A 19,322-nucleotide genomic window follows, 5' to 3' on the forward strand; every position below is an offset into this window, starting at 1 on the left:
ATCAGTATGTCCGACACAATTTCTCCGCCTCGGCCCGGGCCCAGGTGTCCGCCGCGCTGACTGTCTCCAGATCGTCAGCCGGACGCACTCCGTGCCGTGCCATACATTGTTCCACACAATCCCAGATCCGGGTGTAACGAATCCGGCCATTTAAAAACCATTCCACCGCCACCTCGTTGGCGGCATTAAAAACCGCAGGCAGGGTTCCTCCGGCATGTCCGGCCTCACGCGCCAGTCGCAGTGAGACAAACGTCTCCGTGTCGGGCTCCTCAAAAGTCAATGCCTTCATTTTGGCCAAGTCGAGATGATGCATGGAGTTCGGCACCCGGTCAGGATACACCACGGCATATTGAATCGGGTAACACATGTCATTGACGCTGAGTTGCGCAATGACTGAGCCATCATTGTATTCGACCATGGAGTGAATGATGCTCTGGGGATGAATGATGACATCGACCTGTTCAATCGGCAGGCCAAAAAGCCACCGGGCCTCGATCATTTCAAGGCCCTTATTAAACATGGTCGAGGAGTCGATTGTGATTTTGCGGCCCATGGTCCATGTGGGATGTTTCAAAGCCTGCTCCACCGTGACCTCATGGAGTTCATCGCGTTTTTTGCCCCGGAAAGGGCCGCCGGAGGCGGTGAGAATGAGGCGTTTAATGCTTTCGGTGGGTTTGCCATCGAGACATTGCCAAATGGCGCTGTGTTCACTGTCCACGGGCAGAACTTTGACCCCGTGCTTTTTCGCCTCGCGCATGACGATCTCCCCGGCAATGACGAGGATTTCCTTGCTGGCCACGGCGATGTCCTTGCCCGCACGAATGCGGCCAAGGCGGGCTTCAGCCCGGCGGTTCCCACAATGGCAATCAAGACCATGTCCGCCTCGGGGAACTGCGCAATTTGCTCCAGTCCCGACTCACCGTCGAGCACTGGGGTCACCCCCACGCTCGGATGACGGCGCAATTCCCCCGCCGCCGCGCTGTCGGTCATGGCGACGATTTTCGGGTGGAACTCCGCAATTTGCTCGGCGATCACATCCGCGCTGCGATTGGCGGCAATGCCGACGACCTCCATGCGGTCGGGCAAATCCCGCGCGACTTTGAGTGCGCTGGTGCCAATGGAGCCTGTGGAACCAAGAATGACGACTTTTCTTTTCATGATGCGAAGAATCTGAGGTAGAAATATAGAACCGGCCCGGTAAAGAGCAAGCTGTCAATCAAGTCGAGCATTCCGCCGATGCCGGGAATGATATTGCCCGAGTCCTTGATGTGCGCGCCGCGCTTGAGGAATGACTCGGCCAAGTCCCCGATCACCGACGCAAAAGCCAGCACCAGTCCCAATCCAATGGCCGCTGTCGGCGTGATCAGTGCCAGACTGGTGCCATGAAAATATTTCGCAAAAAGAAAACTCGCCAACACGGAGACAACCACACCCCCGGCCAAGCCTTCCCAAGTCTTTTTCGGACTGACACGAGGGAAAAACTTGTGTTTGCCCAGCGCCATTCCCGTCAAAAGCGCGCCCGTGTCACAGAGTTTGGTCACCAGCAGCAGATACAAAAGATACATGCCCCCGGTTCCGGCTTGCGCAATTTGCGGGATGCCAAAAACCACCAGCACCATAAAATGTGACAGCCACGTCACGTAGATGAATCCTGACAACGTGCCTCCGACTGTTTCCAGCGGGGAACGATCCTTCGCGCACCAAATCGCCGCGCACAAAACCCACAGACACAGCCCGGTGAACACCCCGCCCGTCCAAGCCCAAGCGGCCACCTCACCGTGATTTTGATGAAAATAAATCACCCCCGAAATCATGAAAACCGTCGCCAGCACGGCGCTCCCATAAGCCAACCGCGCACCTTCCTTGCGCAGGAAATGGTAATATTCCAAAAGGCCGACCACCGAGATAAAGTTAAACAGCAGATAATAGCCCGGCAGCCAATTGCTCAGAATGACACCAAAAACCGCCCCCCAAAGGATCAATGTGCTGATGACGCGCCCTTTCATTCGCTGACTCCTCCGAATCGGCGCTGACGTTTCTCATAATCGTCAATGGCCAGTTTAAATTCCTTTTCCCCGAAATCCGGGAAAAGTGTCTGGGTGACATAAATCTCCGTGTAGGAGAGTTGCCACAGGAGAAAATTGCTCAGGCGCATCTCGCCACTGGTGCGGATCAGGAGGTCAGGGTCGGGATAATACCGTGTGTAGAGATGCTGGGAGAGCACCACCTCATCGATCTGGGCAGGGTCGATCAATCCTTCCCTCACCTCCCGAATCAAGGATTTTACGGCATCAATAATTTCAGCCCGTCCGCTGTAGCTGAGAGCGAAAATCAGTGTGATGCCGGTATTCTTCGCCGTTGCTTGAATCGCCAGATGGAGCTCCCGCTGCACTGACGGGGGCAGGTCGCTCAGGCGTCCGATGGCTTGGAGCCGGATGTTGTTTTTCATCATCCGTTGCGTCTCTTTTTTGAGGAATTCCTCCAGCAGTCCCATCAGGGCGTTAACCTCCGTTTTGGGACGTTTCCAATTCTCGGTCGAGAAGGCGTAGAGTGTCACATATTTAATGCCCATATGCCCCGCCGTTTCAACAATCGCCCGCACGGACTCGGCGCCTTTGCGGTGTCCGGCGACACGGGGCAGCCCGCGCTGTTTGGCCCAGCGTCCGTTGCCATCCATGATGACGGCGACATGTTGCGGGATTTTTTTGCCTTTCATGGGGATCAGAGGAAAATGGTCTGGTCACGGGCCGGGCCGACAGAGACGATTTCAAGCTTGGCCTCGACCAGAGTCGCTACGGCCTCGAGATATTCACGGGTGCGCAGCGGCAGGTCGCGCCATTTGCGCGCGCCGCTGGTGTCGCATTTCCAGCCCTTGAATTTTTTATAGACGGGCTGGCACCGCGCAAATTGCCCCAGATCATTGGGCACGGCGCGGATGATTTTGCCGTCGAGTCGGTAGGCGGTGCAAAGTTGAATCTCATCAAGCCGGTCCAATCCGTCAAGGCAGGTCACAGCCAATGAATCAATGCCATTGATCAGTCCGGCGTATCCCGCCACGACTCCGTCAAACCATCCACACCGGCGCGCCCGGCCCGTGGTGGAGCCATACTCGCGCCCCATGGCATGAAGCATGTCTGTGACTCCCGCATCCTCGGTGGGGAATGGCCCTTCCCCGACGCGGGTGGTGTAGGCTTTCACCACTCCGATCACGCGGTCAATGCGGTTCGGGGGGAATCCTGTCCCAGTACAAGCCCCTCCGGCGGTGGTATTCGACGACGTGACATAGGGATATGTGCCAAAATCAATGTCCAAAAACGTGCCTTGAGCCCCCTCGAAAAGAATTTCTTTTTTCTTTTTGTATTCCTGATTCAGATACACGGCGGTATTCACGACAAAGGGCGCGAGGAATTTGCCCGCCTCAAGATAGGCCCGAATCACTGCGGCATCCCCGCCTGCTTTCGCGCCAAGGGATTTCAGGAGCAATTTGCTCTCACGAACCCGCTCGGCCATTTTGCGTTTAAAAACCTCAGGCTGGATGAGGTCGATCATGCGAATGCCGCAACGGTTTGCCTTGTCCGAATAAGCGGGGCCAATGCCGCGTTTGGTGGTGCCGATTTTTCTTTTGCCTTTGAGTTTTTCGCGCAGGCCATCGACCTCGCGGTGGTAGGGAAGAACAATGTGGGCATTCTCACTGATCTTGAGATTGCGCGGGGAAATCGAAATGCCTTTGTCCACCTGCTCGCGGATTTCAGTGACCAACCCGAGAGGGTCGATGACGACCCCATTGCCAATCACACAGGTTTTCCGCCCGCGCAAAATGCCGCTGGGAAGGAGGTGAAGCACGTATTTGACCCCATCGACGACGACAGTGTGCCCGGCATTGCTGCCGCCTTGGCTTCGAACGACGACATCGGCTTTTTCCGTGATGACATCAATGATTTTGCCCTTGCCCTCATCGCCCCATTGGGCGCCGATCAAAATTGTGTTGGCCATAATTTTTCCGACTTTTATTCCTGCGGGAATCGCGTGTTTGGTTTTTCAAAAACTTTCGGCTCCCCTCCGACACCCCCACCATGGAGCGCCAAGAGAAAAACATGAAAAAACCCCTCCTCGCCCGGCGTGGAATTCAAAAAACGATCTCGGGAGATTTTCCCGCTTTTTTTATTCTGTCATGCCGATTGGGTCGGGGTGTCCATCAAAAAACCACACAGGATTACCCGCATCCGCCACAGGTGTCAAATGCTTAAAACCCGCGCTTGGAAAAGCCCATGAAGGGGAAGTGGCGCTTTGTTCCGACTCACGCCTGAGCGGCCTTGTCCTTGTCCTCTGTCGGCCCATGGTCTTCGGCAACGTTGAGGGGGTCAGGAATCAGGAAGGCCTTGCCAGTATTCGCGTCGAAAATCCTGTCACCGGGCTGGCGTTCACCCGGCTCAATCGTGAAATCACTGTGAGGGGACCGAATTCTCCCGTCCCCGGTGAAGGTTCCCTCGAGCAATTTGCCCTCGGAAGAAATGATCTCCGCTGGGGTGCGGATCAACTCCTGCCGGGCCGTTTCAATTTCCTCGCGTGTCTGCTCGGTGATGGCCTTGATCTCGTGGTCAAATTCCGACTTCGCCTTCTGGAATTCCCGCAATGCCTTGCCAAGCCCCCGGGCAAATTCCGGAATCTTGGATGAACCGAACAGCAGCAGGAAAACCAACAGAATCACGACCCACTCGGTTCCTCCGGGGATAAATGAGAAAAATGATGAAAAAATGATTTCCACAAACCAACCCTATCAAAACACCCCGGCGGTTCAATTCCAAAAAAACTCAGGCGCTCATGCCTGGTTGACAGAGCTTGACATTGATTCATTCGCTACATAAAATGTAGCGAAATGAAAACAGCCTCGGTCAGGGATTTGCGGAATCATTACGGAAAACTTCTTGTCTGGATCAAATCCGGCGAGGAAGTCGTCATTCAGGAACGGGGGCGGGCGGTCGCGCGGTTGATCCCCACCACACCGCAAGAACCGGAGCAAATTGATTGGTCAGAGAGTGCGGCGCTGGGGCAGGACAAATCCGGCTGGAAAAAACTCTCCGCCAAAGAATCGGCGAATCTTTTGGATGAAATCCGGGCCTAGCGCAGGGAGAATTCCATGGAGCATTTTTGCGACACCAGTTTTCTTTGTGCTCTTTATGGGAAAGATGCCCACAGCGCCGCGGCGGAGCGATTTGTCCGGAGCCACAGAAAGGCCTTGTGGATTTCCCCCATGATCGATTTTGAGTTCACCAACGGGGTCAAACACAGGCTTTTCAGAAAAGTCCTCACCCGCTCCCAAGCGGACACGATGCTGGCCAATCTCCAGACCGACCTCAATGCCGGACGTTTGATTGTGCCGCCCTGCCCGATGTCGGACATTCTCGCAGAAGCCAAAAAACTGGCTCTACTCCATACGGAAACGGATGGTTACCGCAGTTTTGACATCCTTCATGTGGCCACCGCCTCGCGCATGAAAGCCTCGGGATTTCTGACATTTGACAGGAATCAGAGACGGCTGGCCGGGATTGCAGGACTGAAGCCTCCCGATTTCAATGGAAGCGATTTTTGACAAACAAATTATTTGTCATCCCCGAGACTCAAGTCCGCATCGGCGGTGATGGTCAGCCATTCGGCGGCGGCGACACAGTTGACTTGGGAAAACTCCAGCCCGTATCCGGCCCGGTCTTTGCCGAGACGGACTTCGCCGTGGTTTTTGAGTTCGAGGGGCAATTTGATCCGGGTCATGCGGCTGTGGGGGAGGGTGAATTTCGGATGAATGGTCACATGACCGAACCCCGGAATCCGGAGGCGGGCCTTCAACTCCACATCCTTCTGTTCATTCATCATGATGGCGATAATCGGCAGGGTCGGATCATCTTTATTCAGGACAAAACTGCCGTCGAGCTTGGCGGCGGTGGGCGCGAAAACCACGCCGATCGGGTCTTTGTCCTGCGCAGGTTCGGCAAAGGGTTTCTCCGGTTTCCCGAGTTGCGCATGAAACCCCACCTGCCCCTCGACCTGCACTGTTCCCGTCGCGTGGTATTGAATGATTTCATTCCCGTTGGTCGAGACCCGCGCTTTCATTGTGGCAATTTGCATCGTTCCATGGGTGGCAGGGGGATTGGCCAGCCAAATCTGGTAATACAGAGGGCCGACATTGCCATGAGCCAAATCACCGAACCGGCTTTTGCCGCGCAATGTGATGAGTTTATTCTCCAAGGGCATGTCATTGACCCGCGCCACTGCAAAGGCAAAACCCGCTTTGAAACACGAATGCCAATGTCCCGCCCCTCAAAACCCAACGCGTTGATTTTGTCCTGAAGCGACATTTGCCCCCAAGACTCCGATGGCACTATCGGACGGTCAGCCTCGCCGGATTGTTTTTCCAAATCCGCAAAAAGATGGATGCCACTGCGGGTAAAAAGCAGGCCTTGATAAACGACTTTTAAATCTGTTTCGATTTTGGGGAAGGTGAATTCCGTTTTGACATAAGGATCGCCCTCTTTGCCGCCGATTTTGATAATGACCTCCTGCTCCAGTGATGGCACGCGCACAGGAATATTCCTCTCAAAAGGCAATCTTAATCCCGGCCACGTCTCCGCATAATCGCGCACCATCATCCCGGAGACGCTGCCGAGCATTCCCCCCAGCGCAAATCGCACCGCGCCCACTCCCAGCGACGGCTGAAAAGAAATCGGCCGCACCCGAAAGAAAAAACCATCCTCCTTTTTCTCCAAAGCCAGAACCGCCGCCGCCTGTCCTCCGAATGACAAACCGCTGGAACCGTCATGATAGGCTCCCTCGATCCTGACCAAGGGGAACCCGTCCCTTAAATCCAGATTCAGCGCCCGAATCTCCAGTGTCGCACCATTCTCCAGCGTGATGGACCGGCCCCGGAGCACTTCGACGATTTTTTCGAGCACACCAGCGGAAATGAAAAACTCCACATCATAGGATTGGCGGGGGTCATCGGGGCGTTGAAGCCATTGGATCATTTGCGCGACATATTCCTGCTCGGCCTCGGCGACTTGGCGGGAGTATTCCCCGGCATTCTCGGACAACAAATGCCGACCCCAGAAATACAAGCCTCCACAAACAACGGCCAACACCAAAAGTGTGATTCCCAGTGACAAAAAAATTTTGGAGGAAGGCTGTTTCATTTTGAGTCTTCCCAGTATGCGCCAAAAAAGGGTTTGTTAGCCAGAGCAAATTGCCGCCCCGCATGTTCGATTCCTTGAATGATCAGCCACCCCGTGCTATTGTCTGCTCATGACCCAAGCGACCAATGTTTACGGCTCCCCTCTGGTGGCCTGTTGTTACGAGCCCATGACCGGATTTTATCGTGATGGATTCTGCCACACCGGGCCGGGCGACCATGGCCTGCACACAGTGTGCGCCGTGATGACCGATGATTTTCTGCGATTCTCCCGTGAGACGGGCAATGACCTCATCACACCGAGACCGGAGTTTCAATTTCCCGGACTCAAAGCCGGAGACAAATGGTGCTTGTGCGTCACCCGATGGGCCGAGGCTTTTCAGGCCGGATGCGCCCCGCAGGTGGTTCTGGAGGCCACACACATCTCCGCACTGGAATTCGTCTCGCTGGAGGAGCTCGAAGCGCACGCTTTCAAGTAATTTCCCATCCCGTGCGTTCCGCGCAATTTGCGGGGGGGCATTCAAACTCAAGCGGACAATTCAATTTTCCGAATTTCCACGCTTCCCCCGCGGAGGTCAAAGTAAGGTTTGCCATTTTTGACACCGACCACCCCATAGCCCGTCGCCGTGGACAGAAAACAGCGAAAATCACCCGTCTGAGTCGGCGCCATATGCAGAACTTTTTCAATCGCATCATAACGCGCCCCCGAATAAGCCCGGAGCAATCCATAACTGGTCAAAGCACGGGCATACCAAGAACCGCATTCATATTCGTTAAAAGGATTGCGCCGGACTCCATCATGGCGTTGACGCGCTGTGCGCACGATTTTGCGGGCCGGATCACTTTCTCCCAGAAGCATCAGGTGACCCGCCACATGGTATTCGAACCCAGTCCACACCTCGTTGCTGTATGGAAAGGGGAAAGTCAGCGCTCCCCCACGCGGCCACGTGCACAGAATCAATCCTCCGTCCCGGTCCAGAGCGTAACCCGGACGCTGGGGATTCGCATGATCCCAGAGAGTTTCCCGGAAATTATGCCGAATGACACTGAGAAGATGCTGACGCACTTTGTCCGGGTCGAGAATATCGGGCAAACCACACATGGCCGCCAGCCAAGCGCCGACCACACCCTCGGCCAGACATCCGTCGCCATACTGGTATTTTGGCCCCTCTTTTTTGAGCAATTCCAGGGCCTCGGGCGAATATTCAGTCCAGACAACCCCCCGTCTTTGATGCGGCGGGGGAGATTGGAGACCTTCTGTGCGCACTTGTTGAATGAAATATTCTCCATTCCATAACTCAGTCTCGACGAATGTGCGACCTTTCGAAGACAACTCCTCATACAACAAAGGCGAGTCCCCACAAGCGGGCGCCATGAGCGCTGCGGCTTTCAAGGCTCCAAGATAATGGGAGCAACACATCCCATTTGGCCCCCAGAATTCAATGTCGTATGTGTTATGATGGGGTTCCACGAGAATTCCACGGTGCTCGGGATCCCAAGTCCGAATGCAATAATCCAGGCTTTGCCGGACTTTCGGCCACAATCTGCGCAGCCATTCCGTGTCCCCGCTGATTCTCCAGTCGCGATAAACTTTCATGATTCCGCCGAGCTGCCCATCGGCGCGGCATCCACCCCGGCCCAAAACCCCTCCTGCGGACCAATGGGCAATGCCGCACGAAAGGTCTGATGCCCGCTGTCACTCTGGCTCGGGCCAAACTCCGTCTCTCTCATGGTTCGCTCCAAAGCGGGAAAAAGATGCGCCACAGCCTGGGCGTAATTCCAGACATGAGTGCAACTGCCTTCGCAACAACCCGTGGTGTCACTGCATCCCTCATAAGCCCAAATGCGTCCGTCCTTTTGCCGGAGCATGGTCGGGCTTTTCAATATGGAGAGGTTGGCGGAAACCGCTTCGATCATTTCCGGAGGCATGTCCGTGTCATGGAGTGCCTGACTGAATTTTTCGCTTTCTAGTCTCAAACGGTCATATTGATGGCGCCAATACCGCCTGATCTCTTCAATGCCCGAAAAATGTCCCGCATACCACGGTTGATGAAAATCCTCAGGATTCGGGTCGCATTTTGCGCCGTCGCAACAGGAATGTTGTCCGCCAAAATAAACATCCGAGAAAGGCACATACCATGACATCCGAATCACGATTTTGACACTCTGCCCAGGCGCCAAAGCAACAGGAACGTAAAGACTCGCCCCGGAACCGGACGCATCCTGCGGGTGCGCCTGCGCCTCGATGACTTCCCCTTTTTCCACAGACCGCCACGCCGCTGTCTGAGCATCCGACCAGCCGCCCCGGAACCAAGCCGCATTGACTTTTGTGTCCGGATGGGAGCATTCCACACAGAAATCCGCCTGATCCTGAGGACGGGCGGAATTGCCCGGTTGAGAAAAAACAAATCCTTTTTCAACTCCTCGAACATGCAGGCCGGGGCTTTCGCGCTGGAGAAAATGATTTTTGCTGTGGAATGAAAAAATGAATTCAATGCATTGCCCTGTCGGATTGGAAAACGCGTATTCGACTCCGGCCACTGGCAAACTGCTCTCATCGGCTTGGCCGGGCAGAAACGGGCTCCACCCGGAAATAACCGTGCTCAATGGCACAGCCTTGTCTTCCAGACAAACCTCCCCAAAAGGGAACCGGGAACGGAATGACGCATGCCGGAATCGCGGAAGTCCGTAGATTTTATTGAAATGCCCTCCGTTACCCGCGCTGTCAAATCCTGTCCCCCATGGGAAAAAAATTTTCCAATCCGGAGTGGGCCCCGCCAACAATCTGGCAATGCGATCACCGCCACATTTCACACTGATGGCTGCATACATGTAGGGTTCATGAAAAATCTGCGGCTTGTGATGGAGCGACATGTGCGAAAAGGTTCCCGTGCCGTCGAGACAGATCATGCCCGCTCCGAGTCCCCCCATGGGAAAAGCTGTGTAGTTAAGATTTTCACCCGAGTAGGAATCATTAAATGTGTGCGACATAATCAGCAGGTTAAATGTGTGACCTTATTATTCCGCATGAAACCCCATCGTTTGCAATCCCCTTTTCAAGAAAACCCGATCCTTCCACACAACCGAAAAGACAAAAACCTGAAGACCCAAGCAATCATTCTGTTTTCATCTTAAACAATCTCGAGATCATCTTTGTTTCCGAGTACGGGGAAAGCGGCATGTGGCTCGGTCTGATACCAGTACGCGACCGAGGAGATATCATCACGCAACTGAAGATAGCGACCTTCCGATCGCCAACCTAACGCTTGAATGGAGCAACGAAAATCCTCTTCGAAGCGGATGGGATCCATGATGTGCCAACGATACATGCCGTGGCGGCTCCCCGGCAGATTGTTTTCCGGCCCTTGGTTCTTGCCCATGAAGGAGCCTGTGAATTTTTCCTGAAATCCCCAAGCACCGCCGAAATAATCCTCCAGACCTGTGCCACAGATCGTGGGATATTCGCCATCGCCATCAAGCCAGGCTTTGAACTCGCCTTCGCCCCACCAGCCCTTGGCATTTTGTTGCCAGGTCATGAAGCAGCCGATGTATTGACCCCGTCCCTTGATCCCATCGAGAATGGTGTAATCCGTCTTGGGGTCATGGGGGCGTTCCTGTCGGAACTGGGCATGGAAATACGCCGCATCGGCCGGGACATCCGTGAATGCATAGTCAATGGTATAGAAAAACAGAAAACTATTATCAATGTGCCTGTTTTCGATGGTGATGCGTGCATGCTTGCGGAAAGGCATAGGCCAATACACATGCATGCTTTGCTTCGCATTGACTTGGATCGGCAATGAGGCAATATGGGTGTATTCCAACCAGCCTTGGCAGAAAAAATCGCCGAGAGGAGCTTCCACCGATGGCGTTTCCTCGTTGTCCCAATACATACGGACAATCAAGTTGCGAAACAGGTGGGGTTCCGCGGTCATCCAGATATGTTGGATGACTCCGGCTCCATCAATATCCATGAGATTGGTTTCTTTGCCGGGTTCAAGCTTGATACAAGGGCGCACTTTCCAACCTTTGCCAAGGTCGCGTGCTGCCGATTCGTGTCCTTTGCCTGCTTCCCAAGTCTGGCCAAGTTCAGTGACACCAGGAGGCGGCGAACCATACACCCCAGCTTTCGCCCCTCCCCCCTTTTCTCCATAAACATTTTCAGCCGTGATACTGCGGGTTTTCGCATTGCTGAGCATCATGAGATTGCCCAGCCCGTGATTGAATCCGTTTTGCCACATAGGTTTATCTCCCATCTGATTGCTATCGCAGAAAACATTTTTCAAACCTCAGAGAACCATGATCACAAAAAGACTTTTTTGTTTCTCATCTGTATTGCCTCCGTGTCTTTATTACTCCCTTCTTCAAATTCCTCAAATAATCTCCAACTCATCCACATTGCCCAATGGTTGAAATGGAGCGGTGGGCAGGGTTTGATACCAGAAGGCCGTCGAGCAAATGTCATCCTTCAAAGGCAGGTAACGTCCCCCTTCACGCCATCCTAAAGCCTGAATCGTAATCCTCAAATCCTTTTCGAACCGGACGGGATCCATGACATGCCAGCGGTAAAGGCTGAAACGTGTTTGGCTCCGGTATGTGCCATCGGGTTTATCGATGTGCATTCCGGAATAAGGGGTGGAAAAGTTGATGTATTGACCATTGATATCAAAATTCCATGCCCCACAGAAATAATCCTCCGTGCCCGTGCCGCAGATGGTTGGAAATTGAGTGTCGCCATCCAGAAAAAACTTAATTTCCCCTTCTCCCCACCATCCGGAGTTATTCACTCCCCACCCCATGACTGTGCCGACGTATTGCCCCTTGCCTTGAACACCATCGACAATGGTGTGAACCCCCTTGTAAGGCACGGGATTGGTGCGGCGGAACTGCGCGTGGAAGTAGGCACAATCCTCGGGAACATCCGTCAGGGTGTAATCAATCTGGTAATACATCACTCGTTCCTTGTCTAAACTGCGATTTTCAAGCGTGAGCCGGCCCCGTTTCCGGAAGGGCATTTCCCAATAACAATTGAATGCGTTTTTCGGATTCACACAGACCGCCAGGCTTTGGATCATCGGAGCAATTGTTTCGGAGAAGCAATTAATAGACCCCATTTCCTGCTTCCATGGGGCGGCAAAGAAATCTTGAAGTGGCGCTTCCACGGAAGGGATATCCTGATCATCCCAATATATCCGGAGGATCGATTCGCGGCCATAGTTGCCCGTAATCCAAATGTGCTGGATTGCGCCGCTGCCATTAATGTCGGCCAGAGTGATAGTTTCCCCAGGTTTGACGATTACACTAGGACTGACCTTCCATCCCTGCCCCAGATCACGGGCGCAATTTTTACCGGTTCCCTCCGTAGCCATTCCCCCTTTGCCTTTTTCTCCCGTTGTATTTTCCATGCTGATGGAACGGGTTTGAGCGTTTGACAGCCGTGACAAATTACCGAGATTCATACCAAGTCCATTGAATGACATATTTTGATTCCTTGTGAGAATTTAAAGTTTCCATCCCATCATATCATCCCTATACGAAATGTGTATGGACAGAATGATGTTTGATTTGTATTATCTTCTGATTGCGCCATATCAGAACATTTTTCAAAACACCCCCGGTTGACACTCCACAACTCTCAATCCACGCGCTCGGCACAAATGAATTCATGCCCCCTTGCATCATTGACCGCCCCAAGGGAACTGGCGACTGGTTGCTGATGTTCTTCCACGAGCCAGTCCTTCTTGAGTGGAACCGGGAACGTCTGTGGACGGCAAATTCCCAACTCATGATTTGGAGTCCCGATCAGAGCCATTACTATGGAAATCCACACCGGCGGTGGAATCACTCCTGGGCTCATGTGAATGGATCCATGCCGCGCAATTTGCTCCCACGTTTGAAAATTCCAATCAATGAGCCAATTTCTCTGTCCGAACCCCATTTTTCGAAAAACACATCCTGATGATCAATGAAGAAATTCGAGAACATCATTCTGTATCAGGCCAAATCGTGGTGAATTTATTTGAAAATTTGTTGATCTCAATTCAGCGGGACATCACAACCTTCTCACGGTCATCCCCTATTCCTGAAAAATTCCTCAAACTCAAACACGAACTGGAAACGCAATTTGCCCAGCCGGTTCGACTGAAGCAACTCGCCGCCCGTGTCGGATTGTCTGTTCCCCATTTCTGTTTTGAATTCAAACGCCACTTTGGGGTGTCCGCCATCGACTACGTCATCCAACTCCGACTCCATCAGGCATCTTTCCTTCTGAAAAACCGCAATCGAACTGTTGCAGACATCGCGGCAGAGGTAGGTTATGAGGATTTGTATTATTTTTCGAAGCTCTACAAAAAATATTATGGGTATAGCCCGCGCTCCATCCGTAAGCTGTGACCCCATCACCAAACGTTTCGTCATTACAAGGCCTTTCCCTTCAGACGAATTTTCCCCTTTCCATCCTCCTCAACGGGATAAAAAAGCGCATAATCATGAGGCTGGGCGGAATTCTGGTGCAGAGCCATCATGAGCTGGCCATCCAATGACTCAAAGAGCATCGGGTGCCCCGCATCGTGGGACACCAGCAGCTCGGAATCATGAACCCAAGGCCCGGTGACCTGCCCACCGGGAGCACGGGCCGTCGCGACAAAATAACCCTGCTGTCCGTAGCTGCTCCAGAGCATGAGCAGCTCCCCCTTCCGGTTGCGACGCAGGCATGGCCCATCGGTGACGTAATTCTCCTCGGGATTGCGTTTCACCTGTGAACACGACGCCGCATCGAACAGCAGGACAGGTTTACCCAAAGCCGTGCGCAAATCCTGACTGAGCTCAATTGCACACATCGTGCCATTCTTGATCTGCGTCCACTCGTGGCAATACACCATCCATGGCTTTCCCTGTTCATCGACAAAGAGAGTTCCATCCAGACATTCATCCTTGGACGGAGTCACCGGCCCATCGCTCCAAGGAGTGAAGGGTTTGTCCGGCGCATCGGAAACCAGAATTTGTGTCCCTCTGGCCACCCCCGGCGCCTTGAAGCTGGCGAACATATGCCAGCGTCCCTGATAAAAATGCACTTCCGGCGCCCAAAAATTCTCGTGCGACCAAAAAAATTCCTCAGGCTTAAATGCTGGAAAGGGCCCGTCCCACTCGCGCAAATTGCGCGAGGTGTAGTAGTCAAAGCCCTCACAACGCCCCTGCCAGACATTCGGGTCAGTGGAACCGAACATGTAATACAAACCTTTGTCCCGATTCGTCACGATGTAGGGATCACGAATAAAAATCTCCTGAGTGTTTTTCATAAAAGATTGGTCTGGTTCTTATTCATGAGTCTTCAATGTATAAACACCCAGACTGCCGGGTGGGAGGAGGATTTTCTCTCCTTCGACGGAATGAGGAATGACGCACTCTGGTCGGTCCAGTGTATTGGCTGCGGTCAAATCCTGATGGTGCAGAATCTTCCCTGACTTGAGTTTAAAATTCATCCCGGGCAGGGAGAGTTCACACTCCACGGGGCGAACCGGATCGCGGTTGATCAGATTGACAACGATGTGATTGGGGTGAATGGTCGCCGACGCATCCACCCAAGCCACTTGCGGATAAAATTTCCCAGGAAAACTCTCTCCATCCACCCATGTGTCCACTGCCGCTCCTCCCCGGTTTTCCAGATACATCTCCTGGACATAACTGATCGTTTGTCGCGCAAACCGCGCAGTTCCTTCTTCAGCGAGAAGGGCTGCCAGAACATTGACCAACTGGGCGTGATTCGAAACTAGGGCAATGTCGGCATGGCGAATGAATGCGTTAAAGTAGGCCGCCATTTGCAGCGCATCGATCATCGTGTAGGACTCGGAAAGTTTCGCCTCGCCGAATGATTTATACCACGGCCCGTATTCGTCCAGCGCCACGCCGATGGGTTTGCGATGGGGCTGCAAATGACTGACGAATCGAATCTCCCCGCGCATCACGCGGTAAGCATCATCGATTTCCATCATGTATTCGGAGAGATGGGCGAGCAATTTGCCCGGCTCCATATCTTTCCACTGGCCGACGCAATTGCCTTTGGCCATCAGTCCGATGTAATGATGCATGGAAATCGCGTCCACATATTCATACAACTTTTCAAGCACCTCCCGGTTCCAGTCCCGATTCTCCCTCATGAGCGGAAAATGATTTCCGCAAAAGACCAGCTTGATGTTCGGATCGGCCTGCTTCATGGCCCGCGCATACTCCCGTGCCCGGCGAATGTAATCGCTGGCATTTTCAGCATGGCCAAATTCCCATGGGCCGCTGATTTCATTCCCGAGCGCCCACCATGTGACCCGATGGGGTTCGGAATATCCATGCGCCACGCGCAAGTCAGCCCAGCGACTGCCCTTCTCGTGATTGCAATACTCAACCCAATCCCGCGCTTCCTCGGGGCTGCCACTGCCCATATTCACGCAGATGTAAGGTTCGGCACCAACCTTCCGGCACCAGCTGATCAATTCATTTGTGCCAAAGGTGTTCAATTCCGGCCAACCCATGCATTGCCCGTTGAAATTCGCCGCGCCATAACGGGTCAGCGGTCGCGACTCCTTCGGCCCGACTCCATCGCGCCAGTGATAATAAGGAGCGAAACATCCACCGGGAAAACGAACCATCGACACCCCCATGGCACGGGCCGCCGCCATCACATCGGCGCGAAAACCCTCCTCATCAGACGCCGGACTCGCCGGATCATAAACCCCGCCGTAAATGCAATCCTGCAAGTTCTCGATGAAACTGCCAAAAACCAGCGGGCTCAAATCCCCAATCTTGCGGCGGGGATTGATATGGATGGTTGTTTTCATTGATCACGCTTTTAACGGCACACGCAAAATCGTCACTGAGCACGGAGGCAGGCGACGCGTCATCTGTGAGGCCAGCCCGGTTGCCTCCCTTTCGGCGGGAATAATCCGTGTCGGGTTCTCCAACGTGTTTTCCGCGAGCACATCCGGATCGGCGCAGATAATCTCCCGGCCCGTGGAGGCAATTTGAGTGTCGGCCCCGATGTCGATCTGGACATCCTGCGTCTCATTGAGCGCATTGACCAGCTTGAGAATCACTTCCCGCTTCGTTTCATCAAGTGTGGCGGACGCGGATAAAGAGGGCCATTTCAGACAGGCGGCTTCCTGCATGAATTCCCCATCGAGATAGGTGCGGATACTTTCCTCGCTGACGACGAGTTTCATGTCATACCAGCGGCCTTCCTCCAGGGTGAAACGCTTGAGCTGAGTCAGCAATGCGCCACTGCCATTGGAGAACTGCTCGATCCCGGTCTGCCCATTGTTCCATCCATACTGCCAGCGGTAGTGGTTCTCCGGATTCTTGGTGTTGAACGCCAGCATGACACCATTGCCCTCAATCAATCGTGCCCGGCATGTCACCGTGTAGTCTTTCCAGTTTTTGTCTTCCAACAGGCATAAATGATTTTGCCCATACTCACACTGGCGCAAAGCCCCGTCGTGAAACTCCCATTTTCCGGAGCTTGGCTTGAGTCCTTTAAAATCCCCTGTCAGCGGATTCTCGTACAGAACCTCCCCTCCACTGGAGACGACCTTCAAATCCTTGTATTCGGAAATCGCCTGCCAGGTTCCGAAACCCACACCGCCCGATGTCGCGCCTTCCTCCACCGGACACTCCACCTTGATGTCGAGCACCTGGTCGCCCGCATTCTCCGCAAAAATCTTTTGCACATAGTAGGAGGGAATGCCGCAGACACGGCGGTTGTCGAATTGGATCAGGTCGGGATTCCAAGATCGGTCATTCACATTCACAAAAAGCGGCGCGTAGGAACTCATCGTCACCACATCGCTGTTGCGTTCCAACCCGGTCAGGAAAGCCGCCTCCCCCACTGCGCCGCGCAAATTGCCCCGGCCTGCACCCGCCCCTACGACAGCATATTCCCCGACATACACCTTCGGGCCGCGGCGGTCGGCCTTGTCATATTTTCCGGACAACGTGTGAAAGTATCCATCGTGCGCGTAGAAGTGATCGTCGATGACATCGACCCGCGCATGTTCCATTTTTTCATTGGCGATGAGAATGAGCTCAGGATGCTTCCGGCTGAGTGCTTCGTAGAACATTTTGTATCGTTTCTCATACTCCGGGCCCATGTTCTCGTTGCCGATTTCCAGATACTTGAGCGGGAAGGGTTCCGGGTGGCCGGCAGCGGCGCGCTTGGCCCCCCACACGGAATTCACCGGGCCAGTCGCATACTCAATCGCGTCGAGCGTGTCCTGAATCAGCGACTCGACCTTCTCCAAGGACATGAATTCCTCCCCGCGCATCTGGCAGGTGATCCCGCAGTTGAAAACATACATGCCCGCCGCGCCAATATCCTCGCAGAGTTCCAGATACTCATGAAAGCCGAGACCGTTGGTCACGCGGTATTGCCACAAGTTCCAATGCCCCCGCCGCAAATGCACCGGGCCGATGGTGGCTTTCCAGTCGTAGGCGGTTTCACAGCTGAATCCCTCGACAAAACATCCGCCGGGGAAACGAAGGAATGCCGGATGCAACCCTTTGAGCATGTTGACCAGATCGGGCCTGAGCCCGTTGGGGCGCTGTTTGTGGGTATTCACGGGAAAAAGCGAGACATAGCCGAACCAATGTGTTCCGGCATCCGCAGTGGCCAGTTGCAATTTGCCGGCGGCGTCTGTGGCCGACGCCTGAATGACCGCCTCATACCTGACCCACTCGCCTTCCTCGATCGGTTGCAGGTCTGTCTGTCCAATTGCATGGCCTTTGCCATCCAGCAAAGCCCCTTTGAGTGAAAAAGGTTTCACGTTTGGCGATTTGGCAAAGACCGTCAGCCGGTAGGATTCGCCCGCGACAAAAGACATTCCCCAGAACCCCTCGTTGACGATGCCGGCACTGCCGGAACCTTCCCCCACCTCCAGCCGGAGAGAACGCGGATTGCCCGGCGCGAGGAATTCCAGATCATCCGCACTCATCTCCGCCTTCCTCGGGCCCTCCACAAAAAGATGCCATCCCGGCAAATCGCCCTCGGGCATCAGGATGTCGAATCCTTTTGCCGACGGGCTATGAAAGACATTGCGCTCTTTGGGCCGGCAGCGGGCAGGAATCACCGCATCCGAAAAGGAGCGGTTACGCACCATCTCAGCGTAAATGCCGCCATCTCCGGCATGATTGATTTCCTCAAAGAAAAGGCCGTAAAGCGTGGGGCTGACTGGAAAGAGCGGCCTGCTCACATCGACGATGATTTTGCTGGGGGTCATATTGAAAAAAATCCCATCCCTCTCCTGAAAAGTCCATGCACACGACGATTGAATATTTGACTTATCCTTTTATCTGAGGATCAGCCCGCGAAGGCCAAACACGGGATTATGACGGGAGATTTTTGTGTTCCGGAGCAGCGGCGGCATCCCGCTCATTCTCGAAACGGCGCAGGGTTCTGAGGGAATAATGCCCCACGCCATAGATCAGTCCCATCGGGAAAAGGAGCATGAAAAGCACGCTGTAGGAAAAGCCTTTCTGCACTTGCCCCATGTCACGGCCATTGGCCCGGGTGGTTTGTTTGCATCCCGGACAGGCATGGGCGCTCCCGGTGGCGAAAACCACGAAAGCAGCCACGACAATGATGAAAGTCTTTATGCGCACGATCAAAATATAACCTCTGACCTCCTCCAAAAACAAGCCGCTTTTTCAGGCAAAACAGAACCGCTTTTAACGCCCCGCTCCGGCGTAATGGTAGAGCATCCAATAAATCACCACCCCGGTCACGGAGATATACATCCACACGGGCCAAACCCAACGGGCGAACTTTTTGTGTTTGTCCCAATTCTTTTTGATGGCGAAATAAAGCAGCGCAAAAATAAACGGCAAAACCACCATGGCCAGAATCGTGTGGCTGGTGAGAATGGTCAGATAAATGGTTCGGGAAAAATCCTCAAGCGGATAGCGGGTCACATTCCCCTCTTTCATGTAATGATAAAAAAGGTAAAATCCCAGAAAGACCGCCGACACCGCAAATGCCGCCGCCATGGTGATGCCATGGGCTTTTTTATGGCCGCGTTTGATCAGAATGTAGCCAGTTCCCAGCAGAATGGTGGTCAATGCATTCAGCGAAGCGTTGATCGTGGGAAAAATGGAAAGGTCCATGGGT

At 53.8% G+C, this 19,322-nt stretch carries 20 protein-coding genes and 1 pseudogene; 4 read left to right on the plus strand and 17 right to left on the minus strand.

Annotated features, from left to right (window positions below):
* Position 1: 1 nt before the first annotated feature.
* From dxr to tatA, 6 genes and pseudogenes are all read right to left on the minus strand, one after another.
* Positions 2–799 (minus strand): 1-deoxy-D-xylulose-5-phosphate reductoisomerase, encoded by a 798-nt coding sequence (dxr, locus tag QQ055_RS10570; RefSeq protein ID WP_349775348.1) that lies wholly within the window; start codon positions 797–799, stop codon positions 2–4.
* 77 nt (positions 800–876) lie between these two features.
* A pseudogene (locus tag QQ055_RS10860) lies at positions 877–1,158 on the minus strand (1-deoxy-D-xylulose-5-phosphate reductoisomerase); the annotation flags it as partial.
* Positions 1,155–2,006, minus strand: coding sequence for a phosphatidate cytidylyltransferase (locus QQ055_RS10580; protein ID WP_284478257.1), 852 nt, complete (start codon positions 2,004–2,006; stop codon positions 1,155–1,157). The gene QQ055_RS10580 and the pseudogene QQ055_RS10860, both read right to left, overlap by 4 nt.
* Positions 2,003–2,716 carry an undecaprenyl pyrophosphate synthase gene (gene uppS, locus QQ055_RS10585; protein ID WP_284478256.1) on the minus strand — a complete coding sequence of 238 codons (714 nt, stop codon included), beginning with the start codon at positions 2,714–2,716 and terminating at the stop codon, positions 2,003–2,005. Before uppS ends, QQ055_RS10580 begins: the two co-directional genes overlap by 4 nt.
* A gap of 5 nt (positions 2,717–2,721) precedes the next feature.
* On the minus strand, positions 2,722–3,993 hold the full coding sequence (locus QQ055_RS10590; RefSeq protein ID WP_284478255.1) for an adenylosuccinate synthase: 1,272 nt from the start codon (positions 3,991–3,993) through the stop codon (positions 2,722–2,724).
* Positions 3,994–4,297: 304 nt separating this feature from the next.
* Entirely contained in the window at positions 4,298–4,765 is a 468-nt protein-coding gene (tatA, locus tag QQ055_RS10595; RefSeq protein ID WP_284478254.1) for a twin-arginine translocase TatA/TatE family subunit, read from the minus strand.
* 111 nt (positions 4,766–4,876) lie between these two features.
* Here tatA and QQ055_RS10600 point away from each other — a divergent pair, with 111 nt between their 5' ends.
* A complete protein-coding gene (locus tag QQ055_RS10600) occupies positions 4,877–5,122 on the plus strand; it encodes a type II toxin-antitoxin system Phd/YefM family antitoxin (protein ID WP_284478253.1) in 246 nt (81 codons plus the stop codon).
* Between the two features lie 15 nt (positions 5,123–5,137).
* Positions 5,138–5,590, plus strand: a complete 453-nt coding sequence (locus QQ055_RS10605) for a type II toxin-antitoxin system VapC family toxin (RefSeq protein WP_284478252.1) — start codon at positions 5,138–5,140, stop codon at positions 5,588–5,590.
* 8 nt (positions 5,591–5,598) lie between these two features.
* Here QQ055_RS10605 and QQ055_RS10610 read toward each other — a convergent pair whose 3' ends face one another.
* Together QQ055_RS10610 and QQ055_RS10615 are read right to left on the minus strand one after the other, a co-directional pair.
* On the minus strand, positions 5,599–6,120 hold the full coding sequence (locus tag QQ055_RS10610) for a hypothetical protein (protein WP_286004687.1): 522 nt from the start codon (positions 6,118–6,120) through the stop codon (positions 5,599–5,601).
* Entirely contained in the window at positions 6,102–7,181 is a 1,080-nt protein-coding gene (locus QQ055_RS10615) for a hypothetical protein (protein WP_286004688.1), read from the minus strand. The genes QQ055_RS10610 and QQ055_RS10615 overlap by 19 nt, the downstream gene beginning before the upstream one ends.
* 109 nt (positions 7,182–7,290) lie before the next feature.
* Between QQ055_RS10615 and QQ055_RS10620 the strand changes: the two genes are divergently transcribed.
* Positions 7,291–7,656, plus strand: a complete 366-nt coding sequence (locus QQ055_RS10620) for a DUF2237 family protein (RefSeq protein WP_284478250.1) — start codon at positions 7,291–7,293, stop codon at positions 7,654–7,656.
* Positions 7,657–7,703: 47 nt separating this feature from the next.
* Here the strand turns inward: QQ055_RS10620 and QQ055_RS10625 are convergent, their stop codons facing one another.
* The 4 genes from QQ055_RS10625 to QQ055_RS10640 all read right to left on the minus strand — a co-directional run bounded on the left by QQ055_RS10625 (position 7,704) and on the right by QQ055_RS10640 (position 12,657).
* Complete coding sequence (locus QQ055_RS10625) at positions 7,704–8,774, minus strand: GH116 family glycosyl hydrolase (RefSeq protein ID WP_286004689.1); 1,071 nt, start codon at positions 8,772–8,774, stop codon at positions 7,704–7,706.
* Positions 8,771–10,168 carry a GH116 family glycosyl-hydrolase gene (locus QQ055_RS10630; protein WP_286004690.1) on the minus strand — a complete coding sequence of 466 codons (1,398 nt, stop codon included), beginning with the start codon at positions 10,166–10,168 and terminating at the stop codon, positions 8,771–8,773. Before QQ055_RS10630 ends, QQ055_RS10625 begins: the two co-directional genes overlap by 4 nt.
* A gap of 140 nt (positions 10,169–10,308) precedes the next feature.
* Positions 10,309–11,433 (minus strand): glycoside hydrolase family 172 protein, encoded by a 1,125-nt coding sequence (locus QQ055_RS10635; RefSeq protein ID WP_286004691.1) that lies wholly within the window; start codon positions 11,431–11,433, stop codon positions 10,309–10,311.
* A gap of 117 nt (positions 11,434–11,550) precedes the next feature.
* Positions 11,551–12,657 (minus strand): glycoside hydrolase family 172 protein, encoded by a 1,107-nt coding sequence (locus QQ055_RS10640; RefSeq protein WP_284478246.1) that lies wholly within the window; start codon positions 12,655–12,657, stop codon positions 11,551–11,553.
* A gap of 478 nt (positions 12,658–13,135) precedes the next feature.
* Here QQ055_RS10640 and QQ055_RS10645 point away from each other — a divergent pair, with 478 nt between their 5' ends.
* Entirely contained in the window at positions 13,136–13,570 is a 435-nt protein-coding gene (locus QQ055_RS10645; protein ID WP_285964347.1) for a helix-turn-helix transcriptional regulator, read from the plus strand.
* Positions 13,571–13,593: 23 nt separating this feature from the next.
* On the opposite strand, the gene QQ055_RS10650 is transcribed toward QQ055_RS10645, so the two are convergent.
* From QQ055_RS10650 to QQ055_RS10670, 5 genes are all read right to left on the minus strand, one after another.
* Positions 13,594–14,475 (minus strand): glycoside hydrolase family 43 protein, encoded by an 882-nt coding sequence (locus QQ055_RS10650; protein WP_285964346.1) that lies wholly within the window; start codon positions 14,473–14,475, stop codon positions 13,594–13,596.
* Positions 14,476–14,493: 18 nt separating this feature from the next.
* Positions 14,494–16,005 carry an alpha-L-arabinofuranosidase C-terminal domain-containing protein gene (locus tag QQ055_RS10655; RefSeq protein ID WP_284478242.1) on the minus strand — a complete coding sequence of 504 codons (1,512 nt, stop codon included), beginning with the start codon at positions 16,003–16,005 and terminating at the stop codon, positions 14,494–14,496.
* Positions 16,006–16,008: 3 nt separating this feature from the next.
* Positions 16,009–18,435 carry an alpha-L-arabinofuranosidase C-terminal domain-containing protein gene (locus QQ055_RS10660; RefSeq protein WP_284478241.1) on the minus strand — a complete coding sequence of 809 codons (2,427 nt, stop codon included), beginning with the start codon at positions 18,433–18,435 and terminating at the stop codon, positions 16,009–16,011.
* Positions 18,436–18,541: 106 nt separating this feature from the next.
* The gene (locus tag QQ055_RS10665) at positions 18,542–18,853 is read right to left on the minus strand and encodes a hypothetical protein (protein WP_286004692.1); all 312 of its coding nucleotides are present in this window, start codon (positions 18,851–18,853) and stop codon (positions 18,542–18,544) included.
* A 30-nt stretch (positions 18,854–18,883) separates the two neighbouring features.
* A complete protein-coding gene (locus QQ055_RS10670) occupies positions 18,884–19,318 on the minus strand; it encodes a DUF420 domain-containing protein (RefSeq protein ID WP_284478239.1) in 435 nt (144 codons plus the stop codon).
* Positions 19,319–19,322: the final 4 nt, after the last annotated feature.

This window comes from Geitlerinema calcuttense NRMC-F 0142 (assembly GCF_030285425.1).

Coding starts and splice junctions, on each gene's coding strand:
- QQ055_RS10600 (WP_284478253.1), top strand. CDS start 4,877: ATGAAAACAGCCTCGGTCAGGGATTTGCGGAATCATTACGGAAAACTT.
- QQ055_RS10590 (WP_284478255.1), bottom strand. CDS start 3,993: ATGGCCAACACAATTTTGATCGGCGCCCAATGGGGCGATGAGGGCAAG.
- QQ055_RS10670 (WP_284478239.1), bottom strand. CDS start 19,318: ATGGACCTTTCCATTTTTCCCACGATCAACGCTTCGCTGAATGCATTG.
- QQ055_RS10620 (WP_284478250.1), top strand. CDS start 7,291: ATGACCCAAGCGACCAATGTTTACGGCTCCCCTCTGGTGGCCTGTTGT.
- QQ055_RS10580 (WP_284478257.1), bottom strand. CDS start 2,006: ATGAAAGGGCGCGTCATCAGCACATTGATCCTTTGGGGGGCGGTTTTT.
- QQ055_RS10605 (WP_284478252.1), top strand. CDS start 5,138: ATGGAGCATTTTTGCGACACCAGTTTTCTTTGTGCTCTTTATGGGAAA.
- QQ055_RS10655 (WP_284478242.1), bottom strand. CDS start 16,005: ATGAAAACAACCATCCATATCAATCCCCGCCGCAAGATTGGGGATTTG.
- QQ055_RS10640 (WP_284478246.1), bottom strand. CDS start 12,657: ATGTCATTCAATGGACTTGGTATGAATCTCGGTAATTTGTCACGGCTG.
- uppS (WP_284478256.1), bottom strand. CDS start 2,716: ATGAAAGGCAAAAAAATCCCGCAACATGTCGCCGTCATCATGGATGGC.
- QQ055_RS10610 (WP_286004687.1), bottom strand. CDS start 6,120: ATGCAAATTGCCACAATGAAAGCGCGGGTCTCGACCAACGGGAATGAA.
- QQ055_RS10635 (WP_286004691.1), bottom strand. CDS start 11,433: ATGGGAGATAAACCTATGTGGCAAAACGGATTCAATCACGGGCTGGGC.
- QQ055_RS10615 (WP_286004688.1), bottom strand. CDS start 7,181: ATGAAACAGCCTTCCTCCAAAATTTTTTTGTCACTGGGAATCACACTT.
- QQ055_RS10630 (WP_286004690.1), bottom strand. CDS start 10,168: ATGTCGCACACATTTAATGATTCCTACTCGGGTGAAAATCTTAACTAC.
- QQ055_RS10650 (WP_285964346.1), bottom strand. CDS start 14,475: ATGAAAAACACTCAGGAGATTTTTATTCGTGATCCCTACATCGTGACG.
- QQ055_RS10625 (WP_286004689.1), bottom strand. CDS start 8,774: ATGAAAGTTTATCGCGACTGGAGAATCAGCGGGGACACGGAATGGCTG.
- QQ055_RS10645 (WP_285964347.1), top strand. CDS start 13,136: ATGATCAATGAAGAAATTCGAGAACATCATTCTGTATCAGGCCAAATC.
- QQ055_RS10660 (WP_284478241.1), bottom strand. CDS start 18,435: ATGACCCCCAGCAAAATCATCGTCGATGTGAGCAGGCCGCTCTTTCCA.